Here is a 25,038-nt window from a genome sequence, read left to right on the forward strand (position 1 = left end):
GCGAGAGCACCGCCTGCGGTGAGGCGGTGGGGTGGTACGGAGTGGGGGCCCCAGCCATGCCCTAATCGTATCTGTGTACTAATCTGCAGTCAAGAGATTCCGCACGAATGTAGAAAGTAATTCGGTCAGCGCAGGAGTGGCGGGGAGCTCAACCGCGGATCACGCCACTGGGCTCCACCGCCGCTACCCGCTAGAAGTTCGGCAGGAACTCCTGCCAGACCGCCCGCCGCTCAGCGCGCGGATCCGATTCGATGCGATCGACCTCGTCGATGATCAGAGTCAGCCGGTCCGTTTCCGAGTAGGTCGGCCAGGTGTCGTCGGGCCGCCCGGTGCAGGCGAAGCGCAGCCAGCGCAGGCGCATCCGTTCGCCCGCGTTGATGAAGAGTTCTCGACCGCGGAGCAGGCTCATGGCCCGGGCCGTGGGGCCGTCGACGTGGTCGAACAGGGCGAACAGCTCGATTCCGTGTGTGGCGCCGATGCCCAGCATGTGCGTAAGCCGCGGGGCCAGGTCGAACCGGTACGTATAGACCGGAGCGACCCGGGAGTGAAAGTCGCCGATCTGAAGGCTCGGGTACCAGAACACGAAATCCCCACCGAAGTCCGACGACGACCGTTTTGCCGGCAGGCTCGCGTAGACGGAGCGCATCGCGTCGTGCGAGCTCACCGGGGCGTGGTCGAAGATGGCCGCGATACGCGTCGGCGACTTCGGCAGGATGTCCACCCGGCCCCGGAACAGCGACCCCTCCCGCTCGTTGGTACCGATGATCAGCGGCACCCGGTGCGCGGTCCCGTGTCGGAAGGCGTCGAGCGGCCGCTCGGGCAGGAAATGCCCGTCGATCACCGGGATCATGCAGAAGGTGCCCGGGTTGGCATCCGGCGTGCGCGCCTGCAGCGCCACGGCCGCCTGGGTCAGGTCGGCTATCGCGGCGGTGGTCAGCAGCTCGTTCGGCGACAGGGCGGAGGCGTCCGGCCGCTGGGAGCGCAGCTCCGCCACGAACTCGGCGGCCCAGCCGTCGGTCAGTGAGTGCGAGAACGACGCGCTGGTCGAGGGACTCTGCGCGATGGTGCGGGTGAACAGCCCCGCTGCGGAGGGCGTCGCCATCAGATGGAGCACCGCGTTGGCGCCGGCCGATTCCCCGAACACGGTCACGTTGTGGGGATTCCCCCTAAAGGCACGGATGTTGTCGTGCACCCACCAGAGGGCGGCCACCTGGTCGCGCAGCCCGAGATTGCTCTCGAGGGGCCGCTCCGGTGTCGAATACCGGGAGAAGTCGAGGTAGCCGAGGGCACCCAGCCGGTAGTTGAAACTGACGTAGACCACCCGCCCGGTGCGCACGAAACTTTCCCCTCGGCTGGTGAATCCTGCGAGGAGCCCACGCTGTAGCCACCGCCGTGGATGAAGACCATCACCGGGCGGCCCAGCCGCCTCCGCGACGCCGACGCCGGCCGAAGCACGAGAGGCGTCTCGCACGCCCTCCCACGGGGCCACCGGCGCCACCTCGCGCAGGGTCGCGGTCGTGGCGTCCTCACTTCGGGCGCGTCGACGCCGCTATCGGTACTCCGGGTTCGGCTGGAATCCGAACCGCTCGCCCTCGTCCCACTCCTCGCGGAGGTTCCCGTAGGCGGGGATGCCGCCGTTTGCCTTCAGCATCGCCGCCAGGTGCATCAGGTTCCAGGTCATAAAGGTCACGTTGCGGTTCGTGAAGTCGCTCTCCGGCCCCCCGGAATCCGGGTCCAGGTAGCTCGGGCCCGGACCGATCGCGCCGATCCAGCCGACGTCGGCCGTCGGCGGAATCGTGAAGCCGATGTGCTGCAAGCTATAGAGCACGTTCGACGCGCAGTGCTTCACGCCGTCCTCGTTGCCGGTGATGACGGCCCCGCCCACCTTGCCGTAGTAGACGTACTGACCCTTGTCGTTCAGCTCCCCCGACATGGCATAGAGCCGTTCGATCACGCGCTTGGTGACCGAGCCGTTGTCGCCGAGCCAGATCGGCCCGCCGATCACGACGATGTCGGAGGCGCGCACCTTGTCGAACAGAGCGGGCCAGGCATCCGTCGCCCAGCCGTGTTCGGTCATGTCGGGGTAGACGCCCGAGGCGATGTCGTGGTCGATGGCCCGGATGTTCTCGACGTGGACGCCCTGCTCGTGCATCAGGTTGATGCTGAGGTTCATCAGGCCCTGTGTGTGGCTGATTTCGGGGCTTCGCTTAAGGGTGCAATTGATGAACAGGGCCCGAAGGCCGGCGTATTCGAAGGATGCCTGGGTGTTGCGGGTCGCGGTCATGGTGTCAGTTTTGCACCGGCCCCAGACCTCGTCTAGGGCCACACCGGAGCCCGCGCCCTCCGGATCGGGCCTTCGATCGGGCCGCGAATCGGGTTAACTGGGAGAGTGATTTCCAGAGAGCATCGGGTTCTGATCGTGGCCATTCTGGCGTCGTTCGTGGCGTTCCTGGACGGCTCCATCGTCACGGTCGCGCTGCCGGCGATTTCGCGGGAACTCGGCGGCGGCCTGGTGCTGGCGCAGTGGGTGGTCGACGGCTATCTGCTCTCGTTGGGCGCCCTGATCCTCGTGGCGGGGTCGCTCTCGGACACGTTCGGCCGGGTGCGGGTGCTCCGCATCGGACTGATCTGGTTCGGGATCGCCTCGCTGGCCTGCGCGGTGGCACCGTGGGGGAGCGCGCTCGTGCTCGCCCGGGTGCTGCAGGGGATGGCGGCGGCCCTGCTCGTGCCGAGTTCTCTGGCGCTGATCACCTCCACCTTCTCCGGGGCGGCACAGGGGCGAGCGATCGGGGCCTGGACCGGCTGGACGGGCATCGCGGGCATCATGGGCCCGGTGCTCGGCGGCATCCTGGTGGACACGTTCAGCTGGCGCCTCATCTTCGGGCTCAACGTGATCCCCATCGTGGTTACCCTGGTGCTGCTGGCCGGCCTGGACGAGCCGGTGCGCACCCGTCCGGCGGCCCCCATCGACGCGTGGGGCGCCAGCCTGGCCGCGCTCGGGCTGGGCGGGCCGGTCTTCGCCCTGATCGAGCAGGGGCGGCTGGGCTGGGCCAGCCCGGTCGTGTTCGTGCCGCTCGTCGTCGGGCTGCTGGCCTTGGCGGGGTTCGTCTGGTGGGAGGCGCGCGCGCCGCATCCGATGATGCCCCTGAGCCTGTTCACGATCCGCAATTTCGGCGTCGGGAACCTCGCCACGGTCGGCGTCTACGCGGCGCTCAGCCTCGGCTTCTTCGTCTTCACGGTCTATTTGCAGCAGGTTGGCGGCTTCTCGGCGACCGCGGCCGGTTTCGCCGGCATCCCGGCGACGCTCATGCTGCTGCTCTTCGCGACACTGTTCGGCACCCTGGCCGGTCGCTACGGACCGCGCGCGTTTATGACCGTGGGCCCGATGGTGGCAGGAGCCGGATTCTTGCTGCTACTCGGGGCGGTGCCGCCGATCGCGCTCTGGTCGCAGGTCGTGCCGGCCGTCGTCGTGATCGGCCTCGGCCTGGCCATCACCGTGGCTCCGCTGACCTCCGCGGTGCTCGGGTCCATCCGGTCCGAGCAGGCCGGGATCGGTTCGGCCATCAACAATGCCGTGTCCCGGGTGGCCGGCCTGGTCGCGATCGCCCTGGCTGGGACGATCATCGGAGCGACGCTCGACGTTGCCGGATTCCAGCGCGTGATGGTCGTCGTCGCGGGCCTGATGTTCGCAGGTGGGCTGGTCTCCTGGCTCGGAATTCGCACTCCGGTCCCGGTTTCCGCACCAGAGCACCCCGAATAGCTGTTATAGTTTTCAAGTTGTCATGGGGCGCTTAGCTTCGAGACAGCCTGCGCTCGTAGCTCAACGGATAGAGCATCTGACTACGGATCAGAAGGTTGGGGGTTCGAATCCCTTCGGGCGCACATCTGGACCCCCGCATTCAGCAGATTGCGGGGGTTTCCTGTTTGTCCGAAATTCACGGGCGTCGGCACCCGAAAAAACGCGGTCTCTCGCAGCGATAGAGTGAGAAAGTGCTCACCCGCCTGGTTCAGATCTCCCGACCGGTGCTCTGGGTCAACACCATCGGAACCACGGTCATCGCCATGTGGCTGGTCGGAGATTTGTGGCGGTGGGAGATTGTTCCGCTGCTCCTCTGGGTGACGCTGCCGTTCAACTTGCTGATCTACGGTGTGAACGACATTTTCGACCAGGAAACGGATGCCCGGAACGCCCGCAAGGGTGGCCTCGAGGGGGCCCGCATCGTCGGCTCGGAAACCCGCGCCATCGTGCTCGGAGTCGTGCTGACCAACGCGCCTTTCGTGGCGTATTTCCTCGCTACGTTGCCGGCGGCGGCGCTCGCCTGGATCGCCGCGTACATCGTGATCTTCATCTTCTACTCGGCACCCCCGCTGCGTTTCAAAGCCCGGCGCTACCTCGACTCGCTCAGTAACGCCGCCTACGCTTTCCCGCTGGTCTTCGTGCCTCTCGCCCTCGGCGAGTCACCGGTCTGGGCGACGGCGATCGGACTGATGGCGTGGAGTGTGGCCAAGCACACCTACGACGCGGTGCAGGACATCGACGAGGACCGTGCAGCCGGAATTCGAACCACTGCCGTTCATCTCGGCGCGCGCGGCGCCGTGGTGTGGAGCGGCGCGTGGTGGGCCCTGTCCACCGTGGGTTTTGCGCTGATCAACTGGCCGGTCGCCATGGTGAATGCGCTCATCGCCGGCTGGCTGGTGGGGTCGCTGGGGCGCAGCCCCACGCCGATGACGGCCCGCCGAATGTACCGCTACTCGATTGCGTTCCCCTACGTCGCAGGTTCCGTCGCCGGGGCCCAGCTCGTGGCAGTTTTTTTGCTCAAGGAGCTCCTATGACACGGTCCCGCAGGAAGACGAACCTGACCCCGCAGCGCATCGTCGTGCTCGGCGCGGGAGTCGGTGGGCTCACGGCCGCCGCGCTGCTGGCCCGCGCCGGCCATTCGGTGACGGTGCTGGAGGGCTCCGACTGGATCGGTGGCAAGAGCCGACGACTCGAAATCGACGGGCAGCACGTGGACACCGGACCGGCGCTGGTCACCTTCCCTCTGGTCTGGGAGGAGCTGCTGGCCCGCTACGACGCGCTCGGCGCCCGCCGCTCTGTTCCCGCCGAAGCCGCCGCGGTGGCCGCGGTGACGTTGCGGAGACTGCCTGAGGTGGGCCGGTACTTCTACCGGGGAGCGGACGCCGTCCTGCCGGTGCCCGCCGGTCACCCGTGGCACGAGGCCTGGACCCGGTTCGAAAAAGAACACGGTGGCCTCGGGCCTCAACTCACGAGCATGCTGACCGCCGACCCGGCCGATCCGGCATCGCTGCCGGCCGTACGCAACGTGTTTCGGCTCTACGGCACCCGCCTGACCACGCGCAGCTTTCTCGACGGCCTGAGCTGGATGCCCGAAGGCCTGCGTGAGGTTATCGCCATCCACACCCTCAATGCCGGTGTCTCTCCCCGGCGGACCCTCGCACTGTACGCGAGCATGCCGGCGATCATGGCCAGGGACGGCGTGTGGGTTCCCGAGGGCGGTGTGAACGAGCTGCCGCTCGCATTGCACCGGCTCGCGTTGAACGCCGGCGCGGTCGTGCGCATTAGCGAGCCCGTCACAGCCGTGTCGAAAGGGCTCGTGACCACGGCCACGGCGACGCATCCGGCCGACGTGATCGTGAGCGGGCTCGACCGTGGGGTGCTCGACGGGCTGCTCGGCGTGCCGCCGGTCCGGCCACGGAAGCTGTCCTGCTCCGGCGTGGCCATCTATGCCGTGCTTGAGACCTCGTTGCCGGAGGGCACCGCCACTCATTCCGTCGTGTTGCCCGACGACCCGGCCGCCCTGCACCGCAGTCTCGATGCCGGGGCTGTGCCCGAGCAGACGATGGCCTTCCTGAACTATTACCGGCCGCACGAGGTCTATGCCAACGACCGGGCCACAGTGGCGGTGCTCCTCACCGCGCCCGCTGACGGCCACCGCTATGACCTTGACAGCCCGTGGGTGGCGCGTGAGGTCGCGCGGGTCAGCGCCGCCGTGGGCCTGGACCGGCCGATCAGCGAGCTGTTCCGTGATCACGTCGTGCTTGATCCGCGGTACTTCGCTGGCTGGGGCTCCACCGGGGGTGCGCTCTACGGCGCCACCAACCCGCTCTGGCAGAGCGGGCCTTTCCATCGCCCCGGGTACACCAGCCGGGCACGCCCGTGGCTGTGGCGGGTGGGGGCATCGGTGCACCCCGGCGGCGGTATACCGGCCGTGCTCGGCGGCGCCATGACAGCGACCTACAAGCTGATCGGCCGCCTCGACGCCCGCTGACCGAGGAGTGACGGCCGCCGGATCAGCGAACGGCCAGGTCCGGCCGAGGCAGATGCGCCGACTCGCGGCGCATATTGGTGCGATCACAGCCGAAGCAGGTCAGCACGTAGACGGGCAGGGCGCGGTGCGCGGCGTGCGCCAGGTTCGGCGTCAGGCGAGCTATCGAGTGGCAAAAAGGACACGTGATTCACATGGCTGAAGCTCCTGATCTTGTACCCGCCACGATCTGCAACGCGTGTTTCGAAGTTGACTCAGGTGATGTCGGCGCAGTACGCCCTTGACCTGGCCGGATGCGTGTGCCGCACCCTCCGGCATCCTGTGCTGCGAGGTTCGATGTGCTCGATCATGAAGTCCGTGCCGGGGAACAGGATGCTCTCATGGCCTTCGCTGAACCGCACGAGGTAGGGAGGTTCGCCGTCAAGCCCGCGAACCTCCACGATGTCACCGTGCCGGTCCGGTGCTTCCACCGTCTTTTCCTCGGATGACGACCCGGTCTCCCTGCGCTGCATGCATAGGAATCACCTCCTCGCGGATTACCGTACGCCCGCTCGCGCGCCCTGCACAGGGCAGAGAGAGGCGGCGCGCCGGGTTCCGTCAAGGCGGCGCAACCTGGGCGGCGCAGGTCAGTCCGCGCCATGCAGGCGATCGCAGAGGGCGGTGAGTTGCAGGAGCTCGTCGGTGCCGAGCGTGTCGCCGATGCGGTCGGTGATGGTGCCCATGTGCTGGACAGCGACCCGGCGGAACAGGTCGAAGCCGGCATCCGTCAGTTCGATCAGGGCGCCGCGGCCGTCAGTAGGGTCGGTGTGCTTCCGCACATAGCCCCGCGCGGCCAGCCGGTCGACCAGACGGCTCACGCTCGGCTGGGTCAGCAGCACCTGCCGATTCAAATCGCGGAGCCGCAGGCGCCGGCCGGCGGCCCGGGACAGGTTGAACATCACGTCGTACTCGTTGAACGAGATGTTATGCGCCGGAAAATCGGCGGCCAGGCTGCGCATAATGGCAACCTGGGCACGAAACAGTGATTCCCAGGCGGCCACGGCCACGGCTCGATCGGTCACGCTGCCTCCACACATCCTTGATCTCCAAGAATAGGGACTCGGCATCGGGCCGCCTCCCCCACTCGTGGGGATTTGTACAAAAAAAAAGAATGACAAACAAGTGGCGCTTCGTTACGCGTTCGTTATATATTCGAAGTGCGTCAACCGTTTGCTGTGGCGGAAGACGCGAAATGTGATTGCAGGACACTCTTGGTGCAAGGGAAGAGGGCTGGTCGTAGCTACTACGACCGGCCCTCTGTCACGCCATCGCCGTCGAATTGTTTTGCGGCGTCGCTCCCGGAAGGCCAGAACCGACCGCAATTTGTGGATGCTGTTCATCCCAGGCGGAGCGCCGTGCCCGGTGTTGGACCAATTCGACGGAGATTCTGGTCTGAAACTGCTTTTCGGAGTATTGCGGGGACGACTTGGCCAGAATCTCCGTCGAATCCGTTCGAGGCGAGTCGCTGAATGGCCCCGGAAACCCCGATCGGCGAACCCTCAGCGCCCGTGGCCGGGGGAATCAGACAGCGGGAAGCTGGACGTTAGAAGACGTCCGGACTCGGCGTGCTCGATTGGCGGATCGACACATCAGCGTGCCGGTCGAAGCGGTAGCCGACCCCGCGCACGGTGCGCACGATGTCTTCGTAGCGGCCGAGCTTGGCGCGCAGGCGACGCACGTGCACGTCGATGGTGCGCTCATTCGGCGCGTCTTCCTCGTCGGAGGCGTTCCACAGCTTGGCGATCAGTTCGGCACGCTCGATGGTGCGGCCTTCGCGGAGCACCAGGTACTGCAGCAGCTCGAATTCCTTGTAGGTGAGCGCCGCGGTCTCGCCGTCGAGGATGACCCGCTTGCGGGAGATGTCCACCACGACGCCGCCGAGTGCGCGGTCGGGGTCGTCCGCCACAGTGCGGTGCCGGGCCAGCGCAGTCGGGTCCTGCAGGGCGAGGCGCACGACGTCGACGTCGCGTCCACCGGCTCCGGCGGGCGCCAGTGCGACCGCGGCATGAGTCTCCGCCGTCGGCGCGATAGTTCCGGTGAGGGCTTTGAGCGCCTCGACGATGCGGCTCAGGCTGGTCCCGGCCGCGGCGGCCGTGGCCTCGTCGATGCCGACGTAGAAAACGAAGCCACGGGCCTGCGTGCCCTCGGGCACGGCGCGGATGCGCGGTGCGGCGGGCGTCGGGGCGGCGTGGCGTTCGAGGCGTGCGGCCTGGGCTGAGCGGGCGGTGTCAATGTGGGCAAGCGACATGAGAGTGATCCTTGGCTGGGGTAGTGCAGGTGAACCCGACGCTGAGGAGCGGTTCCAGGTTCGAAGAAATTCGGCCGGTGAGAGGCCTGGAGGGAGCCAGAGGGGCTCCGAAGTTCAACCAGCCGGCCGCGTGAAGTCAGCGGGGCGGGAACTCGGCGAGGTGTTCGCTGCCTAGCGGGACATTCGGCAACACGCGCAGCAGCTGCCGGGCATCATCATGCCGGCAGTCCCGGGGGCCTCGGAGGAGGTCTGGGGGCGTGCGCTCGTTGTCATAGTTGCGAGTAAAGCCCACTGTTACGGCGTGTGTCAATTCTGTAACCAAGGATGACGCCGTGTGACACGCATCACGTTCGGTGGCTCCGCGGTGGATCGGAGGATCCATGGCGGATCGCGAAACCATGAAAGTATCCATGATCAAATCGAATTCGATCAAAGATTCTTGAATATGCGGGGCAACGGCGCAGGGCATGTCGCAGGACCTGCAATGTCCGCCGCCCCGCGGAATTGATGCTCGCTCGGGCTAGACCACTCCGTAGAGGCGGTCGCCGGCGTCACCGAGGCCGGGAACGATGTAACCGTGCTCGTCAAGCTTGTCGTCGACGGCACCGAGAACGATGGTCACTTCGCGGCCCTCGAGGGCCTCCTCGACCGCGGCGAGCCCCTCAGGCGCGGCGAGGATGCAAATGGCCGTGACATCGACGGCGCCGCGGTCGAAGAGGAACTGGATGGCTGCGATCAGCGAACCGCCCGTGGCGAGCATCGGGTCGAGCACGAAGCACTGGCGGTCGGAGAGGTCGTCGGGCAGGCGCTCCGCGTAGGTGGTGGGCTGAAGGGTCTCCTCGTTGCGGGCCATGCCGAGGAAGCCGACCTCTGCCGTCGGTAGCAGCTTGACCATGCCCTCGAGCATGCCCAGGCCGGCGCGGAGGATCGGCACGACGAGCGGCTTGGGGTCGCTGATCTGCACGCCGCGGGCCTCGGAGACCGGGGTCTGCACGGTCACGTCCTCGACTCGCACGCCGCGGGTCCCCTCATAGGCGAGGAGGGTCATCAGCTCTTCGACAAGTGACCGGAAGATCGGCGACGGCGTGTTCTTGTCTCGGAGTACCGTGAGTTTGTGGGTGATCAGGGGGTGGTCGGCTACGTGGACTCGCATAGGCTCAATCTACTAGTCGGGGAAGGGAGCGTAGATGGGCGAGGTCGATCGCCGGCACAGCGAATGGATGCGGCTCGCGCTCTGCGAGGCCCGTGCTGCCCTCGAAACGGGGGATGTGCCCGTCGGTGCGGTGGTGCTGGACCCGTCCGGCCGTGTGATCGGCCGCGGACGCAATGAGCGCGAAGCGCTGCAGGATCCCACCGGCCACGCCGAGATCGTCGCCATCCGTCACGCTGCCGCGGCCCTGGGGGACTGGCACCTGACCGGCTGCACCCTGGTGGTGACGTTGGAGCCCTGCGTGATGTGTGCGGGCGCGATCCTGGCCGCACGGGTGCCGGTCGTGGTTTTCGGCGCGTGGGACGAGAAGGCGGGCGCCTCCGGATCGGTCTATGACGTGCTGCGTGACCGCCGGCTCAATCACCGCGCTGAGGTCTACGCCGAGGTCGACGCTGACGAATGTGGGGAACTGCTCAGGGCGTTCTTCGCGGACCCAGCCCGTCGAGCCATTCGCTGAACATGGACCGGGAAGCGCTCTGCATGCCGTTGGAGTAACGTTCGCGTTCGCGGCGCAGGTCGCCCACGTCGAAGCCCTCGGCGGACACCTCAGCCTCCGAGGCCTCCAGCCACACCTCGTGCATCTCCTCGGTGACCTCCGGGTGGAACTGCACGGCCAGCGCCCAGTCTCCGATCCCGAAGGCCTCATTGCCGTACTGGGGGGACCCGGCGAGCCGTGTCACCCCGTCGGGCAGGTCGAACGTGTCGCTATGCCATTGGAAGACGGGGACGCCGCTGACGTGTCGCAGCGGGGAGGTCGCCCCGGCCTCCGTGGGCTCCACGGAGCGGTAGCCGATCTCGTTCGTCGGCCCACGGTAGACGCGGGAGCCCAGAGCGTTCGCCATCAGCTGCGCACCCAGGCACACGCCGAAGACGGGCAAAGAGGCGCCGAGCCGCTGCGTGAGCAGCTCGATCTCGGCGTGCAGCGTGGGGAACTCGTCGGCCTCGTAGACTCCCATCTCGCCGCCGAGAACGACCAGCAGGTCGGCTTCCCGCGGGTCGAGGGCGCGCACGTCCTCCCGGAGCGTGTCGACGTAGCGAATGGAGTAACCGTGCTCCCGCAGCACCGGTTCGAGGTTGCCGAGGTGGATCGTGTCATCGTGGCGCAGGACGACCGCGGTGCGGGTCACTCGGTGCCTTTGATGACGATGGTGTCGGTGGGTGGCGCGCGGCGGTTGGGGTCGAAGAACAGATCCGGCTCGAGGTAGATGACGCGGGCCGCCGGCACGGCCTCGCGGATGCGGGTTTCGACGGTGTTGATGCCCGCCGCCACCTCGGAGAAATGGCTGTCGGCCTCGAAGGCGATCTTGGCGGCGACGAGCAGTTCGTCCGGGCCGAGGTACAGGGTCTTGAGGTGGATGATCTTGCGCGTCTCCGGGCCGGCCAGGATGGCACGCTGGATGGCCGCGGCATCCTTCTTACCGGCGCCTTCGCCGACGAGGAGGCTCTTGGTCTCTACGCCGAGGACCACGGCGACCAGGACGAGCAGTATGCCGATGAACAGGGTGCCGATGGCATCCCAGACGGGCTCGCCGGTGATGATGGTGAGGCCGACGCCGAGGAAGGCGAAGACCAGGCCGGCGAGGGCGGCGACGTCTTCGAGCAGCACGACGGGCAGCTCGGGCGCCTTCGCGTGCCGCACGAACTGTACCCAGCTTTGGTTGCCGCGCACATGGTTCGATTCCCGGATGGCGGTGCGAAGTGAGAAGGACTCGAGGCCCATGGCGACCAGCAGCACCACGATGGGCAGCCACGGCACGTCGAGCGGGTGCGGGTCCTGCAGCTTCCGCACACCCTCGTAAAGAGAGAAGACGCCGCCGACGGAGTACAGGATGATCGACACCACGAACGCGTAGACGTAGCGTTCCCGGCCGTAGCCGAACGGATGCTCCTTGTCGGCTTCCTGCTTGGCCTTGCGACCGCCGATGAGCAGAAGCACCTGATTTCCGGAGTCGGCCAGGGAGTGCACGCCCTCGGCGAGCATCGAGGAAGAACCGGAGAATGCCCAGGCCACGAATTTCGTGATCGCGATCCCCAGATTGGGGAGGAGTGCCGCCACGATTGCCTTGTTCCCGCCCGAAGTGCTCATGGGGCAATCCTAGAACGCACGCCAGACGGACCCGGCACAGGGGGCGAAAGTAGACTCGTCGGATGACTTCGACTGCAACCACCACACTGCCCGCCATCGCGTTCCTCGGCGCCGGATCGATGGCGAGGGCCGTTCTGACCGGGCTGCTGAACCCTAACGTGACCGTTGAGGGCGGCATCCGGGCAACCAACCGCTCCACGGCGAAGGCCGACGAACTCGCAGGAATCCCCGGCGTCACCGCCTGGGCCACCGCCGACGAGCCCACGGCCAACCGCAAGGCCGTCGCCGGCGCGCGCATCGTGATCGTCGCCGTGAAGCCCGTCATGGTCCTCGACCTGCTGGCCGAGATCGCCGACAGTCTCGAACCGGGCACGCTCGTCATCAGTGTCGCCGCCGGCGTCACCATTGCGACGTTCGAGGGGTCGCTGCCCGAATCCGTGTCGGTCATCCGCTCGATGCCGAACACGCCGGCCCTCGTCGGCAAGGCCGTCACCGGGCTGAGCGCCGGCACGCGGTCCAGCGACACCGATCTCGAGCTCGCGAAGAAACTCTTCGGCACCGTCGGCGACGTCCTGGTCGTGCCGGAGGAGAAGCTCGATGCCCTCAGCACCATCTCCGGATCAGGTCCGGCCTACGTTTTCTACCTGATCGAGCAGCTCACCGCCACGGCGATCGCCAAGGGCTTCACCCCGGAGGAGGCCGCGGTCATGGTGAACGGCACCTTCCTCGGTGCGACGAGCCTGCTGGCGGCATCCGACCTGTCCCCGACGGAGCTGCGCCTCCAGGTCACAAGCCCGAGCGGCACCACCGAGCGTGCCGTGTGGGAGCTGGAAAAGGGTGGGATCAAGGACCTGTTCGACCGGGCGACGGATGCCGCACTCGCCCGGGCCCGCGAACTCGCCGGCCACTAGAACTCACCGGCGCCTAGAACTCCAGGGACGCGAACCGCTCGATGTCGGACTCGGTGCCGGAGACGATGATGAGGTCTTGGTCAGTGACGACCGACTTCTCGGTGGCGTAGGTGAAGGGGCGGCCCGGGCTCTTCACGCCGACCACGGTGACGTTGTACTTGCGGCGCAGCCCGGATTCGGTCAGGTTCAGGCCCCGGATCGGCTTCGGCGGGATCATCTTGACCAGGGCGAAGTCGTCGTCGAACTCGATGAAGTCGAGCAGTCGTCCCGACACGAGATGCGCCAGGCGCTCGCCGGCCTCCGCCTCCGGGAAGACGACGTGGTTCACGCCGATGCGCTCAAGGATCGTGCCGTGCGACTTGGAGATCGCCTTCGCCCAGATCTGGGGGATCCCGAGGTCGACCAGGTTCGCCGCGATCAGCACACTGGCCTCGACGGACGAACCGACGGCGCAGACGGCGATCGAGAAGTCCTGGGCGCCGATCTGGCGGAGCGCTTCGATGGAGGTGGCGTCGGCCTGCACCGCGTGCGTGACGCGCTCGGACCATTTCTGCACGAGGGAGGCGCTGTCGTCGACGGCGAGCACATCCCGGCCGAGACGGTCGAGCTGACCCGCGGTGGCCGCGCCGAAGCGGCCGAGGCCGATCACGAGCACCGGTGCGTCGTGTTTGAAGCGATCAGCCAACGATGGGCCTCTCTTCCGGACGTGAGAACAGCTGCCTGCTCTGGCTCGCGGCGAGGGCAGCCGCGAGTGTCACTGTACCAATTCTGCCCATGAACATGGTCGCCGCCAGCACGTACACCCCGGCGGGAGGCAGATCGCCGGTCAGCCCGGTCGACAGGCCGCAGGTGGCGAACGCGGAGATCACGTCAAAGAGCACCAGGTCCAACGGCGCCTGGGAGATCTGCAGGATCAGAATGCTGGACACGGCCACGGTCGTGGCACCCCACAGCACCACGCTGACGGCGAGCCGCAGGATGTCACTGGGGATCCGGCGGCCGAACGCCTCCATCTCGCTTCGTCCACTGGCCTCGGCGACGGCCGCCAGGAAGAGGATGGCCAGGGTCGTCACCTTGATGCCCCCGGCGGTGGACGCGGACCCGCCGCCGATGAACATCAGCATGTCCGTCACGAGCAGGCTCGACCCGTGCAGGTCGCTGACGGTGATGGTCGCGAAGCCGCCGGACCGGGTCATCATCGACATGAAGAGCGACTGGAAGATCGTGTCGCCCACGTTCAGGGAACCGAACGTCTTCGGGTTGTCGAACTCGAGCACGATGTACACGGCGACGCCGGCCACGAGCAGCGCCACCGTCGTGAAGAGGGTCAGTTTCACGTGCAGCGACCAGCGCCTGGGGCGGTACCAGCCCCGGGCGAGGGCGTAGATCACCGGGAAGCCCAGGCTGCCGAGGAAGGCTCCCAGCATCAGGGCGCTGAGGAACCAGTAGTCGTTGGCGAACGGCGTGAGGCCTCCGACGTTGGGCGAGAAGCCGCTGTTGGTGAACGCCATGGCGGAGTAGTACACGCTCTGCCAGAGAGCCTCGCCGGTGGGTGTCCCGACAGCCAGGATCCGCGGGAAGAGCAGTGCGGTCACGATCAGCTCAATCACGAAGGCGCTGATCGCGACCGTCACGAGGAGGTTGCCGACCTCGCCCAGGCGAATGGCCTGTCCCTCGTTGACCGGTCCGGCGTGGATTCGGGAGGGATTCGTGTCGCTGGCGGCCATCAGCCGGGCACGCAGGCCCAGGCGCCGGGAGATCACCATTCCCATCAGGGAGGCAAGGGTCAGAACGCCCACGCCGCCGATATTGACGCCGACCACAACTAGGACGTTGCCGAAGGAGGACCAGTGCGTCGCCATGTCCACCGTCGCGAGGCCGGTCACGCAGATCACAGAAACCGCCGTGAAGAGGGCGTCGTGCAGGGGCGTGATCGTGCGGTCTGCGGATGCGATCGGCAGGGAGAACAGCAGCGTGAACACCATGACCAGCGCCGTGAACACGAGGATGGCGAAGCGGGACGGCGAGCGGCGAACGAGGCCGTCCACTGAGTCCCGGACCCAGGCATACCAACTCGTGGGACGCGGCGCAAAGGCGGAATCCGCCACCCGTGTCTGCACTGAAACCTCCGACTCGCCCGCCGCGAACGGCTGTCGTCATGGTATCCCCACCGGGAATGACTAGCCTTGGGGAATGGCAGACATCTTCGGCGTAGTGGCGGATCCGACCCGACGCGAAATTCTACGCATTCTCCTCGAGCGATACAACCAGTCGAACGCGACCGGTGGAGAGCTGAGCGTGTCTGACATCGTCGACAAGCTCGGCCTCAGCCAGCCGACCATCTCGAAGCACCTGAAGGTGCTGCGTGAAGCGGGCCTTGTGGGCGTGAGAGAAGCCGGTCAGCACCGGTATTACCACCTGGACTACGCTCCGCTCGAGGAGATCGAAGACTGGTTGATCCCCTTCCTCAGTGTCGACTTCGACGCCACCGTCGAGGAGCTGACCGAGGAGACCGAGGGCTTGAAGGTGGAACAGCGGGCATTTGCTGCCGCCATCGGAAAGGCGTTCGCGGAGACGTCATACCAAATGGCGCATGCGGTCAAAGATGCCAAGCCCCGAAAGTGGCGGAAAATCGACTAGTCGGCGGCGTGTGAACGCACGAATGCGACCACCGCGTTGGAGAGTGTTCTTTTTCCGGTAGACTGCTATTTACCGTGTCTGTCGCGAATCCCGCGGCGAAACCAATTCTTTTGTGAGGTCCGTGTGGGTTCTGTAATCAAGAAGCGACGCAAGCGTATGGCGAAGAAGAAGCACCGCAAGCTTCTTCGTAAGACTCGCCACCAGCGTCGCAATAAGAAGTAGACGGTTCTGAACCGTTCGTAATAACTACCGGCGTAAGCGCTAGGCCCTTGGGGTCTAGCGCTTTTTGCTTGTCCGGGTGGCGGCCTTGATGCTTCGGCGCTTGAGGATCATCACCGGCCAGTGGCGGGCCGCGGCATAGCGGCGAAGGGTGGCATCCGGATTCACGACCACCGGATTGCCGACCAGGTCCAGCAACGGAATGTCGTTGTGGGAGTCGGAGTAGGCCCAGCAGTCGGCCAGGTCGACGCCGCTGCGCTCTGCCTGGGCGTTGGCGGCGACGGCCTTGCTGGCACCGTGGCAGACTCCCTCGGTGAGGCGGCCGGTGAAGATTCCGTCGACGGCCTCGAGCCGGGTGCCGACCGCGCCCGTGAGGCCTAGCCGTTCGGCGATGACGTCGGCCACCTCTTGGGCGGTTGCGGAGACGAGCCAGACCTCGCGTCCGGCCTTGAGGTGCGCACGGGCGACGGCGACCGTTTCCGGCCAGAGTCGCGGCAAGAGGCGGGCGTCGAAGATCTCCGTGCTGAGCGCGACGAGTTCGTCCCGGCTGTAGCCGACGACCACTTCCAGCGCGCGCTCCCGGATGCTCGCGAGGTGCATCCTGTTTTCGCCGACGTAGAGGAATCGGGCCTGCTTCCAGGCGAAGGAGAGCAGGTCGCGGCCGGTGACCAGTCGTCGCCGCCAGGCACCCACTCCGAGGTGGTACAGGCTGGCGCCGCGCAGGAGGGTGTTGTCCACGTCGAAGAACGCGATTGCGGGGGCGATGGTGTCTTCGGACATGTGTGCGGTCAAGTCTAGTTGCGTGTTGCGTCGGCGAGCCAGCATAGGCTGGAGCAATGGCTACTGCACTCCTCACCCTGATCGGCAAGCCCGGTTGTCACCTCTGCGATGACGCCCGGGATCTGGTCGGCAGCGTCGTGACCAAACTCGCCGACGACCCGTCCGCCCCCGACATCGTGCTCGAAGAGCGTTCAATTCTCGACGACGCCGAGCTGCACGCCCTGTACGTCGAGGACATCCCGGTGCTCCTGCTCAACGGCAAGGTACACAATTACTGGCGCATCGATCCACTGCGGCTGCGCACGGCGCTTTTGGCCGTGCGATGATCCGGCACATTGTCTCCTGGCAACTAGCCCCGGCCGACCCGGCCCAGAAGGCCGCCGCCGCGGCCGGGATCGCGGTCCGCCTGGAAGGGCTTGTGGGCGTCGTCGACGAGATCCGCTCCCTGCAGGTGGATTTCGACGTCGCCGGCGGCACCAACTGGGACGTCGTGCTGATCGCCGACTTTGACGACCTGGACGCCGTCAACCGCTACCAGGTCCACCCCGCGCACCAGGCGGCGGGAACCTTCATCCGTTCCGTCGTATCGTCGAGGATGGCCGTCGATGTCGTCGTCTGACCGTTCGGCTACGGCTCGAGGCGCGTCGGGCCGCGGAACAGGTAGGTGACCTCGCGGATGCTGGCCTGGTGCAGCATCAGCATGAGTACCCGCGCGAGGCCCATGCCGAACCCGCCGTGCGACGGAACGCCGTAACGGAAGAAGTCGAGGTAGCCCTCGATCTCCTCGGGGTCGACGCCCTTCTCCTTGGCCTGCTCGACCAAAATGTCGATGCGGTGCTCGCGCTGCGCTCCAGTGGAGATCTCGGTGCCATTGAAGATCAGGTCATAGCTCTTGGTGATGCTCGCGTCGCCTTCGTGGCGCATGTGGTAGAACGGCCGGATGCTTGAGGCGTAGTCGGTGAGGAAGACGAACTCGTGGCCGAAGGTCTCGAGCACGTAGGCGGCGATCCGGCGTTCGCCTTCGGGGTCCATGTCGTCGTCTTCGCGCGGGACCTCGTAGCCGCGGGTCTTGACGATCTCCTTGGCCTCGGCCAGCGGGATGCGCGGAAACGGCGTACTGGGCACGGTGACCTCGACCCCGAAGAGGGCCAGGACCTCGTCGCCGTGCTTCTCCTTGACGGCCGTGAATCCGGCGACAAGCAACTCTTCGTGCAGCCGCATGACGTCTTCGTGGCTGTCGATCCAGCTGATCTCGGAGTCGACGCTGGTGAACTCGGTGGAGTGGCGGCTGGTGAACGACGGGTCGGCGCGGAACGCTGGTCCGACCTCGAAGATTTTGCCGAAGCCGGCGGCCTGGGCCATCTGCTTGAAGAACTGCGGGCTCTGCGCCAGGTAGGCCTTGGTATCGAAGTACTCCACCTCGAACAGCTCGGCGCGGGACTCGCTCGCGCTGGCCATCAGCTTCGGGGTGTGCAGCTCGATGAAGTCATTGTCGATCCAGTACGTGCGCAGTGCGTGCTCGAACGTGGTCTGAAGACGGAAGATCAGGTTCTGCTTGGGCTGGCGCAGATCGAGGAAGCGCCAGTCGAGGCGCTTGTCCAGATTGGAGTCGGCCGCGATCGGGGTCTCGGGGATGGCGACCGTGACGACCTCGAGGGTCGCGAGCTTGATTTCGATGCCGCCGAGTTTGACGCGCTCGTCGTGCTTGAGCTCACCGGTGACGGTGACGAAGCTGCCCTGCGACAGGGTGGAGATGGTGGTGGCCGGTTCGTCGGCGACGACAATGCCGTCGGCATCCGTGGTGCGCGGGTTCACAAGCTGCACCGCGCCGGATTCGTCGCGCAGCACGACGAACTGCACCTTCTTCTGGTCTCGGACGGTGTCGACCCACCCGGACACCGTCACGGGTCCGTTGTCGAGGGCGGCCAGGTTCTTGATCACTATGCGCTCAGTCACCGGTCAAGTTTAGCCGCACGGCTCTCGGCGTATTCGCGGGTGCCCCCTCCGTAGACTGGAACGGTGGTAGCCAGACAGGTACATCTCGTGCGGCACGGTGAGGTTTTCAATCCCGAGCGCGTTCTGTACGGACGCCTGCCCGGATTCCGCCTCTCCGATCTGGGGGCGGGGATGGCCGAGGCCGCTGCCGCCGATCTGGTGGAGCGCGGGCGCCCCGTCGCCCGCATCATCTCCTCACCGCTGCAGCGTGCGCAGGAGTCGGCCGCTCCGATCGCGGCTGCTTTCACCCTTCCGGTCGACATCGACCCGCGCATCATCGAGCCGACCAATTTCTTCGAGGGCAAACGGATGCGGGGCGTGGGTGGGGCCCTGCGCGATCCCCGCAGCTGGCACGCGCTGATCAACCCGCTGCGCCCCAGCTGGGGCGAACCGTTCGACTCGATCGCGAAGCGCATGCTCGCCGCGATCGAGGATGCCTGCAACTCGGTCGACGAGGGGGACGTCGTGCTCGTCAGCCATCAGCTTCCGATTTGGATGGTGCACCGTGCCCTGGCCCGGCAGCCTTTGCCCCACGACCCGCGCAAACGCCGCTGCGACCTGTCGAGCATCACCACCCTGTCCTGGTCCGGTGGTCGCCTGGCCGAGACCGGTTACGCCAACCCTGCCCTGTCGCTGCAGGCCGGCGCCACTGACGTGGGGGCCGTATGAGCTTCCGTCCCCGCGTCTACCTCGGCGCTCTGATCGCCGTGGCGCTATTGCTGACCGGCTGTTCCGTCGACCCGCTCGCCGAACAGTACCGCGAAGGCAGCAGTAAGGGCTTCATCGCCGGTGACGGCAGCTGGACCGAGATCCCGGCCGCCGAGCGCGGCGATCCCATCTCCTGGAGCGGCGCCGACGAAAACGGCGACCGGCTCTCCAGCGAGGACTACGCCGGCAAGGTCGTCGTGGTCAACTTCTGGTACGCCAGCTGCGCGCCCTGCCGGGCGGAAGCCCCGGCCCTGCAGAAACTCAACGAGGAATTCGCCGGCACGGACGCCCACTGGGTCGGCGTCAACGTGCGGGACCAGGCCGCGAACGCCACGGCGTTCAACGAGAGCTTCGGCATTACGTACCCGTCGGTGATGGACGTCGACAACGGGAGCATGCAGCTCGCGTTCAGCGGCAGCATCCCGCCGAACGCCGTTCCCACCACCCTGGTGCTCGACCGGTCCGGCCGGGTGGCGGCCCGGATCCTCGGCGCGGTCTCGGAGCCGTCGATCCTCGAGACCCTTGTGCGGGACGCGATCGCCGAGGATTCGTAGGCGTGGACAACCCCTTCGGCGAGATCGTCTTCAGCGGCCAACTCTTCCTGGCAATCCCCATCGCCGTGCTGGCCGGGCTGGTCTCGTTCGCCTCTCCCTGCATCCTCCCTCTCGTACCGGGCTACCTGGCCTACATCGGCGGCTTCACCGACGGCAGCTCGACCGCCGCCCGCGGCGACCGCCGGGGCCGCAACCGGCTGCTGCTCGGGGTCCTGCTGTTCATCCTCGGCTTCACCCTCGTCTTCGTGCTGACCGGTGTCATTTTCGGGGTGGCCGGGTTCTGGCTGAACCAGTATCGCGATGTGATCACCCGCATCGCCGGCGTCGTGGTAATCCTGCTCGGCCTGGTGTTCGTCGGCCAGTTCGGTTTCGCGCAGCGCAGCGTGAAGGCATCCTGGAAACCGGGGATGGGCTTGGCTGGCGCGCCCGTACTCGGCGCGGTCTTCGCCGTGGGGTGGACCCCCTGCACCGGTCCCACACTCACCGCCATCAACTCCCTCAGCCTGACCACGGGCTCTCCCTGGGAGGGGGGGCTGCTGGCCCTGTTCTACGCGCTCGGGCTGGGCATCCCGTTCCTCCTGATCGCGCTCGGCCTCAGCTGGGCGACCGGTGCCGTTTCCTTCCTGAAACGGCACGTCAGGGCTATCAACCTGTTCGGCGGTCTTCTCCTCGTTCTCATCGGCGTGCTCATGGTCAGTGGCGTGTGGAACGCCTGGCTCCTCGACCTGCAAGGAACGATCGGAAGTTATGTCCCGGCCATCTGACCATTACGACGCCCCGGCCTCCGCGGGAATAGTGCAACCGCACCTCGGCTTCGCGGGCTGGCTGCGCTGGTTCTGGCGCCAGCTGACGAACATGCGCACTGCGCTGTTCCTTCTGCTGCTTCTCGCGATCGCCGCCGTGCCGGGATCCCTGGTGCCGCAGCGCAGCTCCGACCCGAACGGGGTTACCCAGTACTTCGCCGACAACCCGGACCTCGCACCGCTGCTCGACACGGTTCAGGCGTTCGACGTCTACTCGTCGGCGTGGTTCTCGGCCATCTACCTACTGCTGTTCATCTCGCTGATCGGGTGCGTCATCCCGCGCACCAAGCACCACTACCTCGCGCTGCGGGCCAAGCCGCCGCGCACCCCCGTCCGCCTGTCCCGGCTGGCCGGCTTCACGACGCGCATCGCTCCGGCCGGCACGGATGCCCCGGCCGCCGTCGAGTCCGCCCGCAGGCTTCTGAAGACCAGCGGCTACCGGGCGGCCGTCTTCGAGAATCGCGGGGAGACCTCGGTCTCGGCCGAACGCGGCTACCTGCGTGAAACCGGCAACCTGGTCTTCCACTTCGCTCTGGTCGGCATCCTGATCACCGTCGGTTTCGGTGGCGGCTTCGGGTTCAGCGGCCAGCGTGTGCTGGTCGAGGGGCAGACCTTCGTGAATACCCTGCTGGCCTACGACTCGTTCAACCCCGGCCGGTTCTTCAACGACACCAGCCTCACGCCCTACAAACTCACCCTCGACAACTTCGACGTCACCTACGAGGAGAAGAACCTCAAGGCCTACGGCCAGCCGATCGACTTCACGGCAGAGGTCACCATTTCCCCGCGGGGCGAGGCCGCAGAGGCCAGCCAGGTGAAGGTGAACGGCCCGGCCCGCACCGGCGGCACCGATGTCTACCTGCTCGGCAACGGCTACGCCCCCACCCTCACTGTGAAGGACCCGAATGGGGTGGTCGTCTTCACCGATTCCGTGCCGTTCCTGCCGCAGGATGCCAACCTCACCTCCCTCGGCGTGATCAAGGTTCCCGACGGGCTCGCCGAGCAACTCGGCATGATCGGCTTCTTCTACCCGACCCAGGCCACCGCGGATTCGGGGGCTTTCTTCTCCTCCTACCCGGACCTGCAATACCCGCTGCTGACCCTCAACGTCTACTCGGGAGACCTGGGGCTCGACGCGGGCGTGCCGACGTCGGTCTACTCGCTCGACATCGACAAGATGACCCAGCTCACCGGGGGCAAGACCGACGTGGAGTCGATCGAGTTGAAGCCGGGGGAGACCCGGGAACTGCCGAACGGCCTCGGGTCCGTCACCTTCGACGACGCCAACCCGGGCGCGCAGAACGGGGACTTCTCCGGTTCGGTGCTGCGGTTTGCCTCGTTCGACATCCACCACGACCCCACCCAGCTCTGGGTGCTGTCCTTCGCCGTTCTGGCGCTGCTCGGCCTGCTGACGTCACTGTTCGTGCCACGTCGGCGGGTCTGGGTGAAGGCCGTGCCGGAGCAGGACGGCTCCCTGCGCCTCGAATACGCGGGTCTAGCCCGGGGTGAGGACCCGACCCTGGAATCCGCCGTCAGCGACCTCGCCGATCGGCACACGCACCTGCTGTTATCCTCCCAATCGGCCACCCCGGCATCCGAACAGAAATAGGCTGTCATCGTGAATCTCAACGAGCTCTCCATTCTGAGCCTCTACTCGGCCATGGCGGTCTACGCTCTCGCGTTCATCGCCTTTTCCTTCGACCTGGCCAAGCGCTCCGCGGCGGTCACCTCCGCCACGGCAGCAGACGCACAGGTGCGGGCCGAGTCCGCGCGCGCGGAAACGGCCGGCGCGGCGGGCGGAACCACCACCCTCACCCGCATCAGCGCTCGCATCGCGAACGACGCCGTCACCCCCTACGGCCGCTCGGCCAGCCTGCGGGTGGGCGTCTCGCTCACCGTGCTGGCGTGGCTGATCCACCTGGTGTCGGCGGTGCTCCGCGGCGTGGCCGCCGAGCGCGTCCCGTGGGCGAACATGTACGAGTTCGCGATGACGGGCACCCTGCTGATCGTCTCGGTGTTCCTGATCGTGCTGACCCGCGCCGACCTGCGCTTCCTCGGCACCTTCGTCACCGGCATGGTGCTGGTGCTTCTCGGCATCGCGGCGCTGCGCTTCTACGTCGAGGTCGCGCCCCTGCCGCCGGCCCTGCAGTCGGCTTGGTTGGTCATTCACGTCTTCGTCGCCTCGCTGGGCACGGGCTTCTTCGCACTCGGGTTCGCCCTCTCCACCGTGCAACTCCTCCAGTTCCGGCGTGAGTCGCTCCTCGCGTCTGCGAAGAGCGGTCAGCTGCGGTTCCTGGCCACCCTGCCGTCGGCGGCCACGCTGGAGAACCTGGCCTATCGGGTCACCATCATCGGCTTCATCCTGTGGACCTTCACCCTCATGGCCGGCTCGATCTGGGCCGAACAGGCCTGGGGTCGCTACTGGGGCTGGGATACCAAGGAGGTCTGGACGTTCATCATCTGGACCCTCTACGCGGGCTACATTCACGCCCGGGCGACCCGTGGCTGGCGCGGATCACGGTCCGCCTGGCTGTCGATCATCGGCTTTGCAGCCGTCATGTTCAACTTCGGCATCGTCAACGTCTTCTTCAAGGGCCTGCACGCCTACTCCGGCCTCTAGGCCAGCGGGTCCTCGCCCCTGACGAATTCGACGGAGATTGTGGCCGGATCGCCTCCAGACACGCCGAAAACCCTTTTTTTGCGCAGAATCTCCGTCGAATTGGTTCAGTCGGTGAGCAGCGCGTAGCAGCGGGTCAGGCGGGCCAGCCACCAGTCACGCCGGTCGTCCGCGGCCGCGTAACGCTCCAGCAGCTGCGGGTCGGGGGTCACCCGCCGTACCGGAATGCCGCCGTCGACCGGCAGCAGCGGGTCGGTGGTGACATCGGCGGCAAGGAGCGAGGCCGTGCCGAGCCCGCAATCGAAGCTGAGTTCCGGAATCGCGGCGGCCAGGTGGGCGCCCATCGAGATGCCAACCGAGGTGTCGAGGGCGCTTGAGACCACGGCGGGCAGCCCGGTCTGGTTGATCAGCTCCAGGGCGGCGTGGATTCCGCCGAGCGGCGCGGCCTTGATCACGAGGATGTCGGCCGAGCCCGTGCGGGCCACCAGCAGCGGGTCCTTCGCGCGGCGTACGCTTTCGTCGGCGGCGACGCCGACGTCGAGGTAGCCGGTGCGGCGGCGGATCTCGGCGAGTTCCTCGATGGTGGCGCAGGGCTGCTCCACGTATTCGAGGTCGAACTCGTTGAGGGCGTGGATGGCGTGCTCCGCCTCATCGACGTTCCACAGGCCGTTCGCGTCGACACGGATGCGCCCCTCCGGCCCGAGCACACGGCGAACCTCGCGCACGCGTGCCACGTCGTCGGCGAGGGTCTGACCGGGGTCGGCGACCTTCACCTTGGCGGTACGGCAGCCGGGGAACCGGGCGAGCACACCGGCAACCTCGTCGGCGCTGACCGCCGGCACCGTCGCGTTCACGGGGATGCACTCGCGGAGGAGGGGCGGCGTGGCCTGCCAGCCGAAATCGAGGGCGGCCCGCAGCCAGGTGGCCGCCTCCGCGTCGTCGTATTCGGCGAACGGTGAGAACTCCGCCCAGCCTTCCGGTCCCTTCACGAGCAGGGCCTCGCGGGTGTCGAGTCCGCGAAACCGCGTCGCCAGAGGCAGGGCGACGACGCGGGCAGTTCTGAGCAACTCAGCAAGTGGTGGCAGCATGTTCCCAGTGTGCCAGCCGGGGGCTCTCCCGGGGAACGCCAGTCAGGTCAGAGCACGTCCTGGTTGAACGCCCCGTCCACCTCGAGATCGATGTCCGGGCCGTTGTGCGGCTTGACGTTGAGAATTGCGAAGGGGATGCCCGGCGCGATCAGCAGGTAGGCGTCTTCGAAGCGCCCGCCGCCACTGTTCACCCACAACCAGTAGGGCTTCCCGGCCAGGAACGCGGTCTCAACCTCGGTCTGGATGGACTCCAACGACCGGCCGCCTAGCGAGTACTGCGCGCCGCCGTAGACAATATCGACTCGGATCACGATTCGTCCTTCACCAATACTGTCGCGGGTCGGTGTGGTTCCGGCACGAGCTGGAGGCCGCCGGAGGAATTGGCCGAAAGCATCAGGGCTTCGATCCATTCGCGGTTGAGGCTGGGGGAGCGCCCGCCGAAATATTTGTAGGCCAGGGGTATCGCGGGATGCAGCCAGATCGTGCTGCGGCCGTCGCCGCCCTGGGGGTCGTCTCGCCACGTGAAATAGAAACACTCGCCGCGTCGCAACTTCGCTCCGATGACGACCTGGATATGGGCGAGGACCCGGTCGTCGAAATCTGCTGTCAGAGACGAGTTGTACGTGAGCTTGCCCATATATCCCCCGATGACAAAGTTGATAACGAGAATAGCGTGAAGTCGGCAGCACCGCTGCGCTCCGTTCAGGGGGTACGGCCGAGGTTCAGTCGCGCAGGTACTGTTCCAGGCACGGCACCTTCAGCAGGGCCAGCGCGCGCTTCTCGATCTGGCGCACCCGTTCCCGGGTCACGCCCTGAACGACGGCGATCTGGTCCAGCGTCTGGGGCGCGCCCC

General features: G+C 66.7%; 29 protein-coding genes and 1 tRNA gene. 15 read left to right on the top strand and 15 right to left on the bottom strand.

Going from position 1 to position 25,038, the window contains the following annotated elements; all coding sequences use genetic code 11:
- Positions 1-190: 190 nt before the first annotated feature.
- Together E3O18_RS00280 and E3O18_RS00285 are read right to left on the bottom strand one after the other, a co-directional pair.
- Positions 191-1,336 carry a carboxylesterase family protein gene (locus tag E3O18_RS00280; protein WP_241976612.1) on the bottom strand — a complete coding sequence of 382 codons (1,146 nt, stop codon included), beginning with the start codon at positions 1,334-1,336 and terminating at the stop codon, positions 191-193.
- Between the two features lie 213 nt (positions 1,337-1,549).
- On the bottom strand, positions 1,550-2,284 hold the full coding sequence (locus E3O18_RS00285; RefSeq protein ID WP_134395403.1) for a flavodoxin family protein: 735 nt from the start codon (positions 2,282-2,284) through the stop codon (positions 1,550-1,552).
- 105 nt (positions 2,285-2,389) lie between these two features.
- Here E3O18_RS00285 and E3O18_RS00290 point away from each other — a divergent pair, with 105 nt between their 5' ends.
- The 4 genes from E3O18_RS00290 (at position 2,390) to E3O18_RS00305 (ending at position 6,290) form a co-directional block, all read left to right on the top strand.
- Entirely contained in the window at positions 2,390-3,760 is a 1,371-nt protein-coding gene (locus tag E3O18_RS00290) for an MFS transporter (protein WP_134395404.1), read from the top strand.
- Positions 3,761-3,809: 49 nt separating this feature from the next.
- Positions 3,810-3,882: transfer RNA gene (locus E3O18_RS00295), tRNA-Arg, on the top strand.
- A gap of 108 nt (positions 3,883-3,990) precedes the next feature.
- A complete protein-coding gene (locus E3O18_RS00300; RefSeq protein WP_134395405.1) occupies positions 3,991-4,833 on the top strand; it encodes a UbiA family prenyltransferase in 843 nt (280 codons plus the stop codon).
- Positions 4,830-6,290: an NAD(P)/FAD-dependent oxidoreductase gene (locus E3O18_RS00305; RefSeq protein ID WP_134395406.1), complete on the top strand. Its 1,461-nt coding sequence runs from the start codon at positions 4,830-4,832 to the stop codon at positions 6,288-6,290. Before E3O18_RS00300 ends, E3O18_RS00305 begins: the two co-directional genes overlap by 4 nt.
- Before the next feature lie 251 nt (positions 6,291-6,541).
- Here the strand turns inward: E3O18_RS00305 and E3O18_RS00310 are convergent, their stop codons facing one another.
- The 4 genes from E3O18_RS00310 to upp all read right to left on the bottom strand — a co-directional run bounded on the left by E3O18_RS00310 (position 6,542) and on the right by upp (position 9,727).
- Positions 6,542-6,799 carry a DUF1918 domain-containing protein gene (locus E3O18_RS00310; protein ID WP_347232320.1) on the bottom strand — a complete coding sequence of 86 codons (258 nt, stop codon included), beginning with the start codon at positions 6,797-6,799 and terminating at the stop codon, positions 6,542-6,544.
- 114 nt (positions 6,800-6,913) lie between these two features.
- The gene (locus E3O18_RS00315) at positions 6,914-7,363 is read right to left on the bottom strand and encodes a MarR family transcriptional regulator (RefSeq protein WP_134395407.1); all 450 of its coding nucleotides are present in this window, start codon (positions 7,361-7,363) and stop codon (positions 6,914-6,916) included.
- 506 nt (positions 7,364-7,869) lie between these two features.
- Positions 7,870-8,574, bottom strand: coding sequence for a winged helix-turn-helix domain-containing protein (locus E3O18_RS00320; protein WP_134395408.1), 705 nt, complete (start codon positions 8,572-8,574; stop codon positions 7,870-7,872).
- A gap of 520 nt (positions 8,575-9,094) precedes the next feature.
- Complete coding sequence (gene upp / locus E3O18_RS00325) at positions 9,095-9,727, bottom strand: uracil phosphoribosyltransferase (protein WP_134395409.1); 633 nt, start codon at positions 9,725-9,727, stop codon at positions 9,095-9,097.
- Positions 9,728-9,761: 34 nt separating this feature from the next.
- Between upp and tadA the strand changes: the two genes are divergently transcribed.
- A complete protein-coding gene (tadA, locus tag E3O18_RS00330; RefSeq protein ID WP_134395410.1) occupies positions 9,762-10,241 on the top strand; it encodes a tRNA adenosine(34) deaminase TadA in 480 nt (159 codons plus the stop codon).
- Here tadA and E3O18_RS00335 read toward each other — a convergent pair.
- Both E3O18_RS00335 and E3O18_RS00340 read right to left on the bottom strand, forming a co-directional pair.
- Positions 10,198-10,911: a glutamine amidotransferase gene (locus E3O18_RS00335; protein WP_134395411.1), complete on the bottom strand. Its 714-nt coding sequence runs from the start codon at positions 10,909-10,911 to the stop codon at positions 10,198-10,200. The genes tadA and E3O18_RS00335 overlap by 44 nt on opposite strands.
- Entirely contained in the window at positions 10,908-11,870 is a 963-nt protein-coding gene (locus E3O18_RS00340) for a cation diffusion facilitator family transporter (RefSeq protein ID WP_134395412.1), read from the bottom strand. The genes E3O18_RS00335 and E3O18_RS00340 overlap by 4 nt, the downstream gene beginning before the upstream one ends.
- Before the next feature lie 62 nt (positions 11,871-11,932).
- On the opposite strand from E3O18_RS00340, the gene proC reads away from it, so the two are divergent.
- Positions 11,933-12,781, top strand: coding sequence for a pyrroline-5-carboxylate reductase (proC, locus tag E3O18_RS00345; RefSeq protein WP_134395413.1), 849 nt, complete (start codon positions 11,933-11,935; stop codon positions 12,779-12,781).
- 13 nt (positions 12,782-12,794) lie between these two features.
- On the opposite strand, the gene E3O18_RS00350 is transcribed toward proC, so the two are convergent.
- Both E3O18_RS00350 and E3O18_RS00355 read right to left on the bottom strand, forming a co-directional pair.
- The gene (locus E3O18_RS00350) at positions 12,795-13,466 is read right to left on the bottom strand and encodes a TrkA family potassium uptake protein (RefSeq protein WP_134395414.1); all 672 of its coding nucleotides are present in this window, start codon (positions 13,464-13,466) and stop codon (positions 12,795-12,797) included.
- On the bottom strand, positions 13,459-14,829 hold the full coding sequence (locus tag E3O18_RS00355) for a potassium transporter TrkG (RefSeq protein ID WP_241973518.1): 1,371 nt from the start codon (positions 14,827-14,829) through the stop codon (positions 13,459-13,461). Before E3O18_RS00355 ends, E3O18_RS00350 begins: the two co-directional genes overlap by 8 nt.
- A 145-nt stretch (positions 14,830-14,974) precedes the next feature.
- Between E3O18_RS00355 and E3O18_RS00360 the strand changes: the two genes are divergently transcribed.
- Both E3O18_RS00360 and E3O18_RS00365 read left to right on the top strand, forming a co-directional pair.
- On the top strand, positions 14,975-15,421 hold the full coding sequence (locus tag E3O18_RS00360; protein ID WP_134395415.1) for a metalloregulator ArsR/SmtB family transcription factor: 447 nt from the start codon (positions 14,975-14,977) through the stop codon (positions 15,419-15,421).
- Positions 15,422-15,544: 123 nt separating this feature from the next.
- Positions 15,545-15,643: an AURKAIP1/COX24 domain-containing protein gene (locus E3O18_RS00365; protein ID WP_003792170.1), complete on the top strand. Its 99-nt coding sequence runs from the start codon at positions 15,545-15,547 to the stop codon at positions 15,641-15,643.
- Positions 15,644-15,697: 54 nt separating this feature from the next.
- Here E3O18_RS00365 and E3O18_RS00370 read toward each other — a convergent pair whose 3' ends face one another.
- Entirely contained in the window at positions 15,698-16,420 is a 723-nt protein-coding gene (locus E3O18_RS00370) for an HAD-IB family hydrolase (RefSeq protein WP_134395416.1), read from the bottom strand.
- 56 nt (positions 16,421-16,476) lie between these two features.
- On the opposite strand from E3O18_RS00370, the gene E3O18_RS00375 reads away from it, so the two are divergent.
- A complete protein-coding gene (locus E3O18_RS00375) occupies positions 16,477-16,746 on the top strand; it encodes a glutaredoxin family protein (RefSeq protein ID WP_104170479.1) in 270 nt (89 codons plus the stop codon).
- Positions 16,743-17,039 (top strand): Dabb family protein, encoded by a 297-nt coding sequence (locus E3O18_RS00380; RefSeq protein ID WP_134395417.1) that lies wholly within the window; start codon positions 16,743-16,745, stop codon positions 17,037-17,039. Before E3O18_RS00375 ends, E3O18_RS00380 begins: the two co-directional genes overlap by 4 nt.
- Positions 17,040-17,047: 8 nt before the next feature.
- Here the strand turns inward: E3O18_RS00380 and aspS are convergent, their stop codons facing one another.
- A complete protein-coding gene (aspS, locus tag E3O18_RS00385) occupies positions 17,048-18,376 on the bottom strand; it encodes an aspartate--tRNA(Asn) ligase (protein ID WP_166784624.1) in 1,329 nt (442 codons plus the stop codon).
- A gap of 63 nt (positions 18,377-18,439) precedes the next feature.
- Here aspS and E3O18_RS00390 point away from each other — a divergent pair, with 63 nt between their 5' ends.
- Genes E3O18_RS00390 through ccsB form a run of 5 tightly spaced genes read left to right on the top strand, consistent with a single transcriptional unit; the run spans position 18,440 to position 23,100 of the window.
- Positions 18,440-19,084 carry a histidine phosphatase family protein gene (locus tag E3O18_RS00390; RefSeq protein ID WP_134395418.1) on the top strand — a complete coding sequence of 215 codons (645 nt, stop codon included), beginning with the start codon at positions 18,440-18,442 and terminating at the stop codon, positions 19,082-19,084.
- Positions 19,081-19,677: a TlpA disulfide reductase family protein gene (locus E3O18_RS00395; protein ID WP_134395419.1), complete on the top strand. Its 597-nt coding sequence runs from the start codon at positions 19,081-19,083 to the stop codon at positions 19,675-19,677. Before E3O18_RS00390 ends, E3O18_RS00395 begins: the two co-directional genes overlap by 4 nt.
- 2 nt (positions 19,678-19,679) lie before the next feature.
- Positions 19,680-20,441, top strand: a complete 762-nt coding sequence (locus E3O18_RS00400) for a cytochrome c biogenesis protein CcdA (protein ID WP_134395420.1) — start codon at positions 19,680-19,682, stop codon at positions 20,439-20,441.
- Positions 20,425-22,089 carry a cytochrome c biogenesis protein ResB gene (locus tag E3O18_RS00405; protein ID WP_134395421.1) on the top strand — a complete coding sequence of 555 codons (1,665 nt, stop codon included), beginning with the start codon at positions 20,425-20,427 and terminating at the stop codon, positions 22,087-22,089. Before E3O18_RS00400 ends, E3O18_RS00405 begins: the two co-directional genes overlap by 17 nt.
- Positions 22,090-22,140: 51 nt before the next feature.
- Complete coding sequence (gene ccsB, locus E3O18_RS00410; protein WP_134395427.1) at positions 22,141-23,100, top strand: c-type cytochrome biogenesis protein CcsB; 960 nt, start codon at positions 22,141-22,143, stop codon at positions 23,098-23,100.
- Positions 23,101-23,204: 104 nt separating this feature from the next.
- Here ccsB and E3O18_RS00415 read toward each other — a convergent pair whose 3' ends face one another.
- From E3O18_RS00415 to E3O18_RS00425, 3 genes are read right to left on the bottom strand one after another with little or no spacing between them, the layout of a single operon-like run.
- A complete protein-coding gene (locus tag E3O18_RS00415; RefSeq protein WP_134395422.1) occupies positions 23,205-24,185 on the bottom strand; it encodes an o-succinylbenzoate synthase in 981 nt (326 codons plus the stop codon).
- A 47-nt stretch (positions 24,186-24,232) separates the two neighbouring features.
- A complete protein-coding gene (locus E3O18_RS00420) occupies positions 24,233-24,496 on the bottom strand; it encodes a hypothetical protein (protein WP_134395423.1) in 264 nt (87 codons plus the stop codon).
- On the bottom strand, positions 24,493-24,822 hold the full coding sequence (locus E3O18_RS00425) for an ATP-dependent DNA ligase (protein WP_134395424.1): 330 nt from the start codon (positions 24,820-24,822) through the stop codon (positions 24,493-24,495). The genes E3O18_RS00420 and E3O18_RS00425 overlap by 4 nt, the downstream gene beginning before the upstream one ends.
- Between the last annotated feature and the right edge of the window lie 216 nt (positions 24,823-25,038).

The organism is Cryobacterium sp. TMT2-42-4 (assembly GCF_004402645.1).
In the GTDB taxonomy this organism is placed as follows: domain Bacteria; phylum Actinomycetota; class Actinomycetes; order Actinomycetales; family Microbacteriaceae; genus Cryobacterium; species Cryobacterium sandaracinum.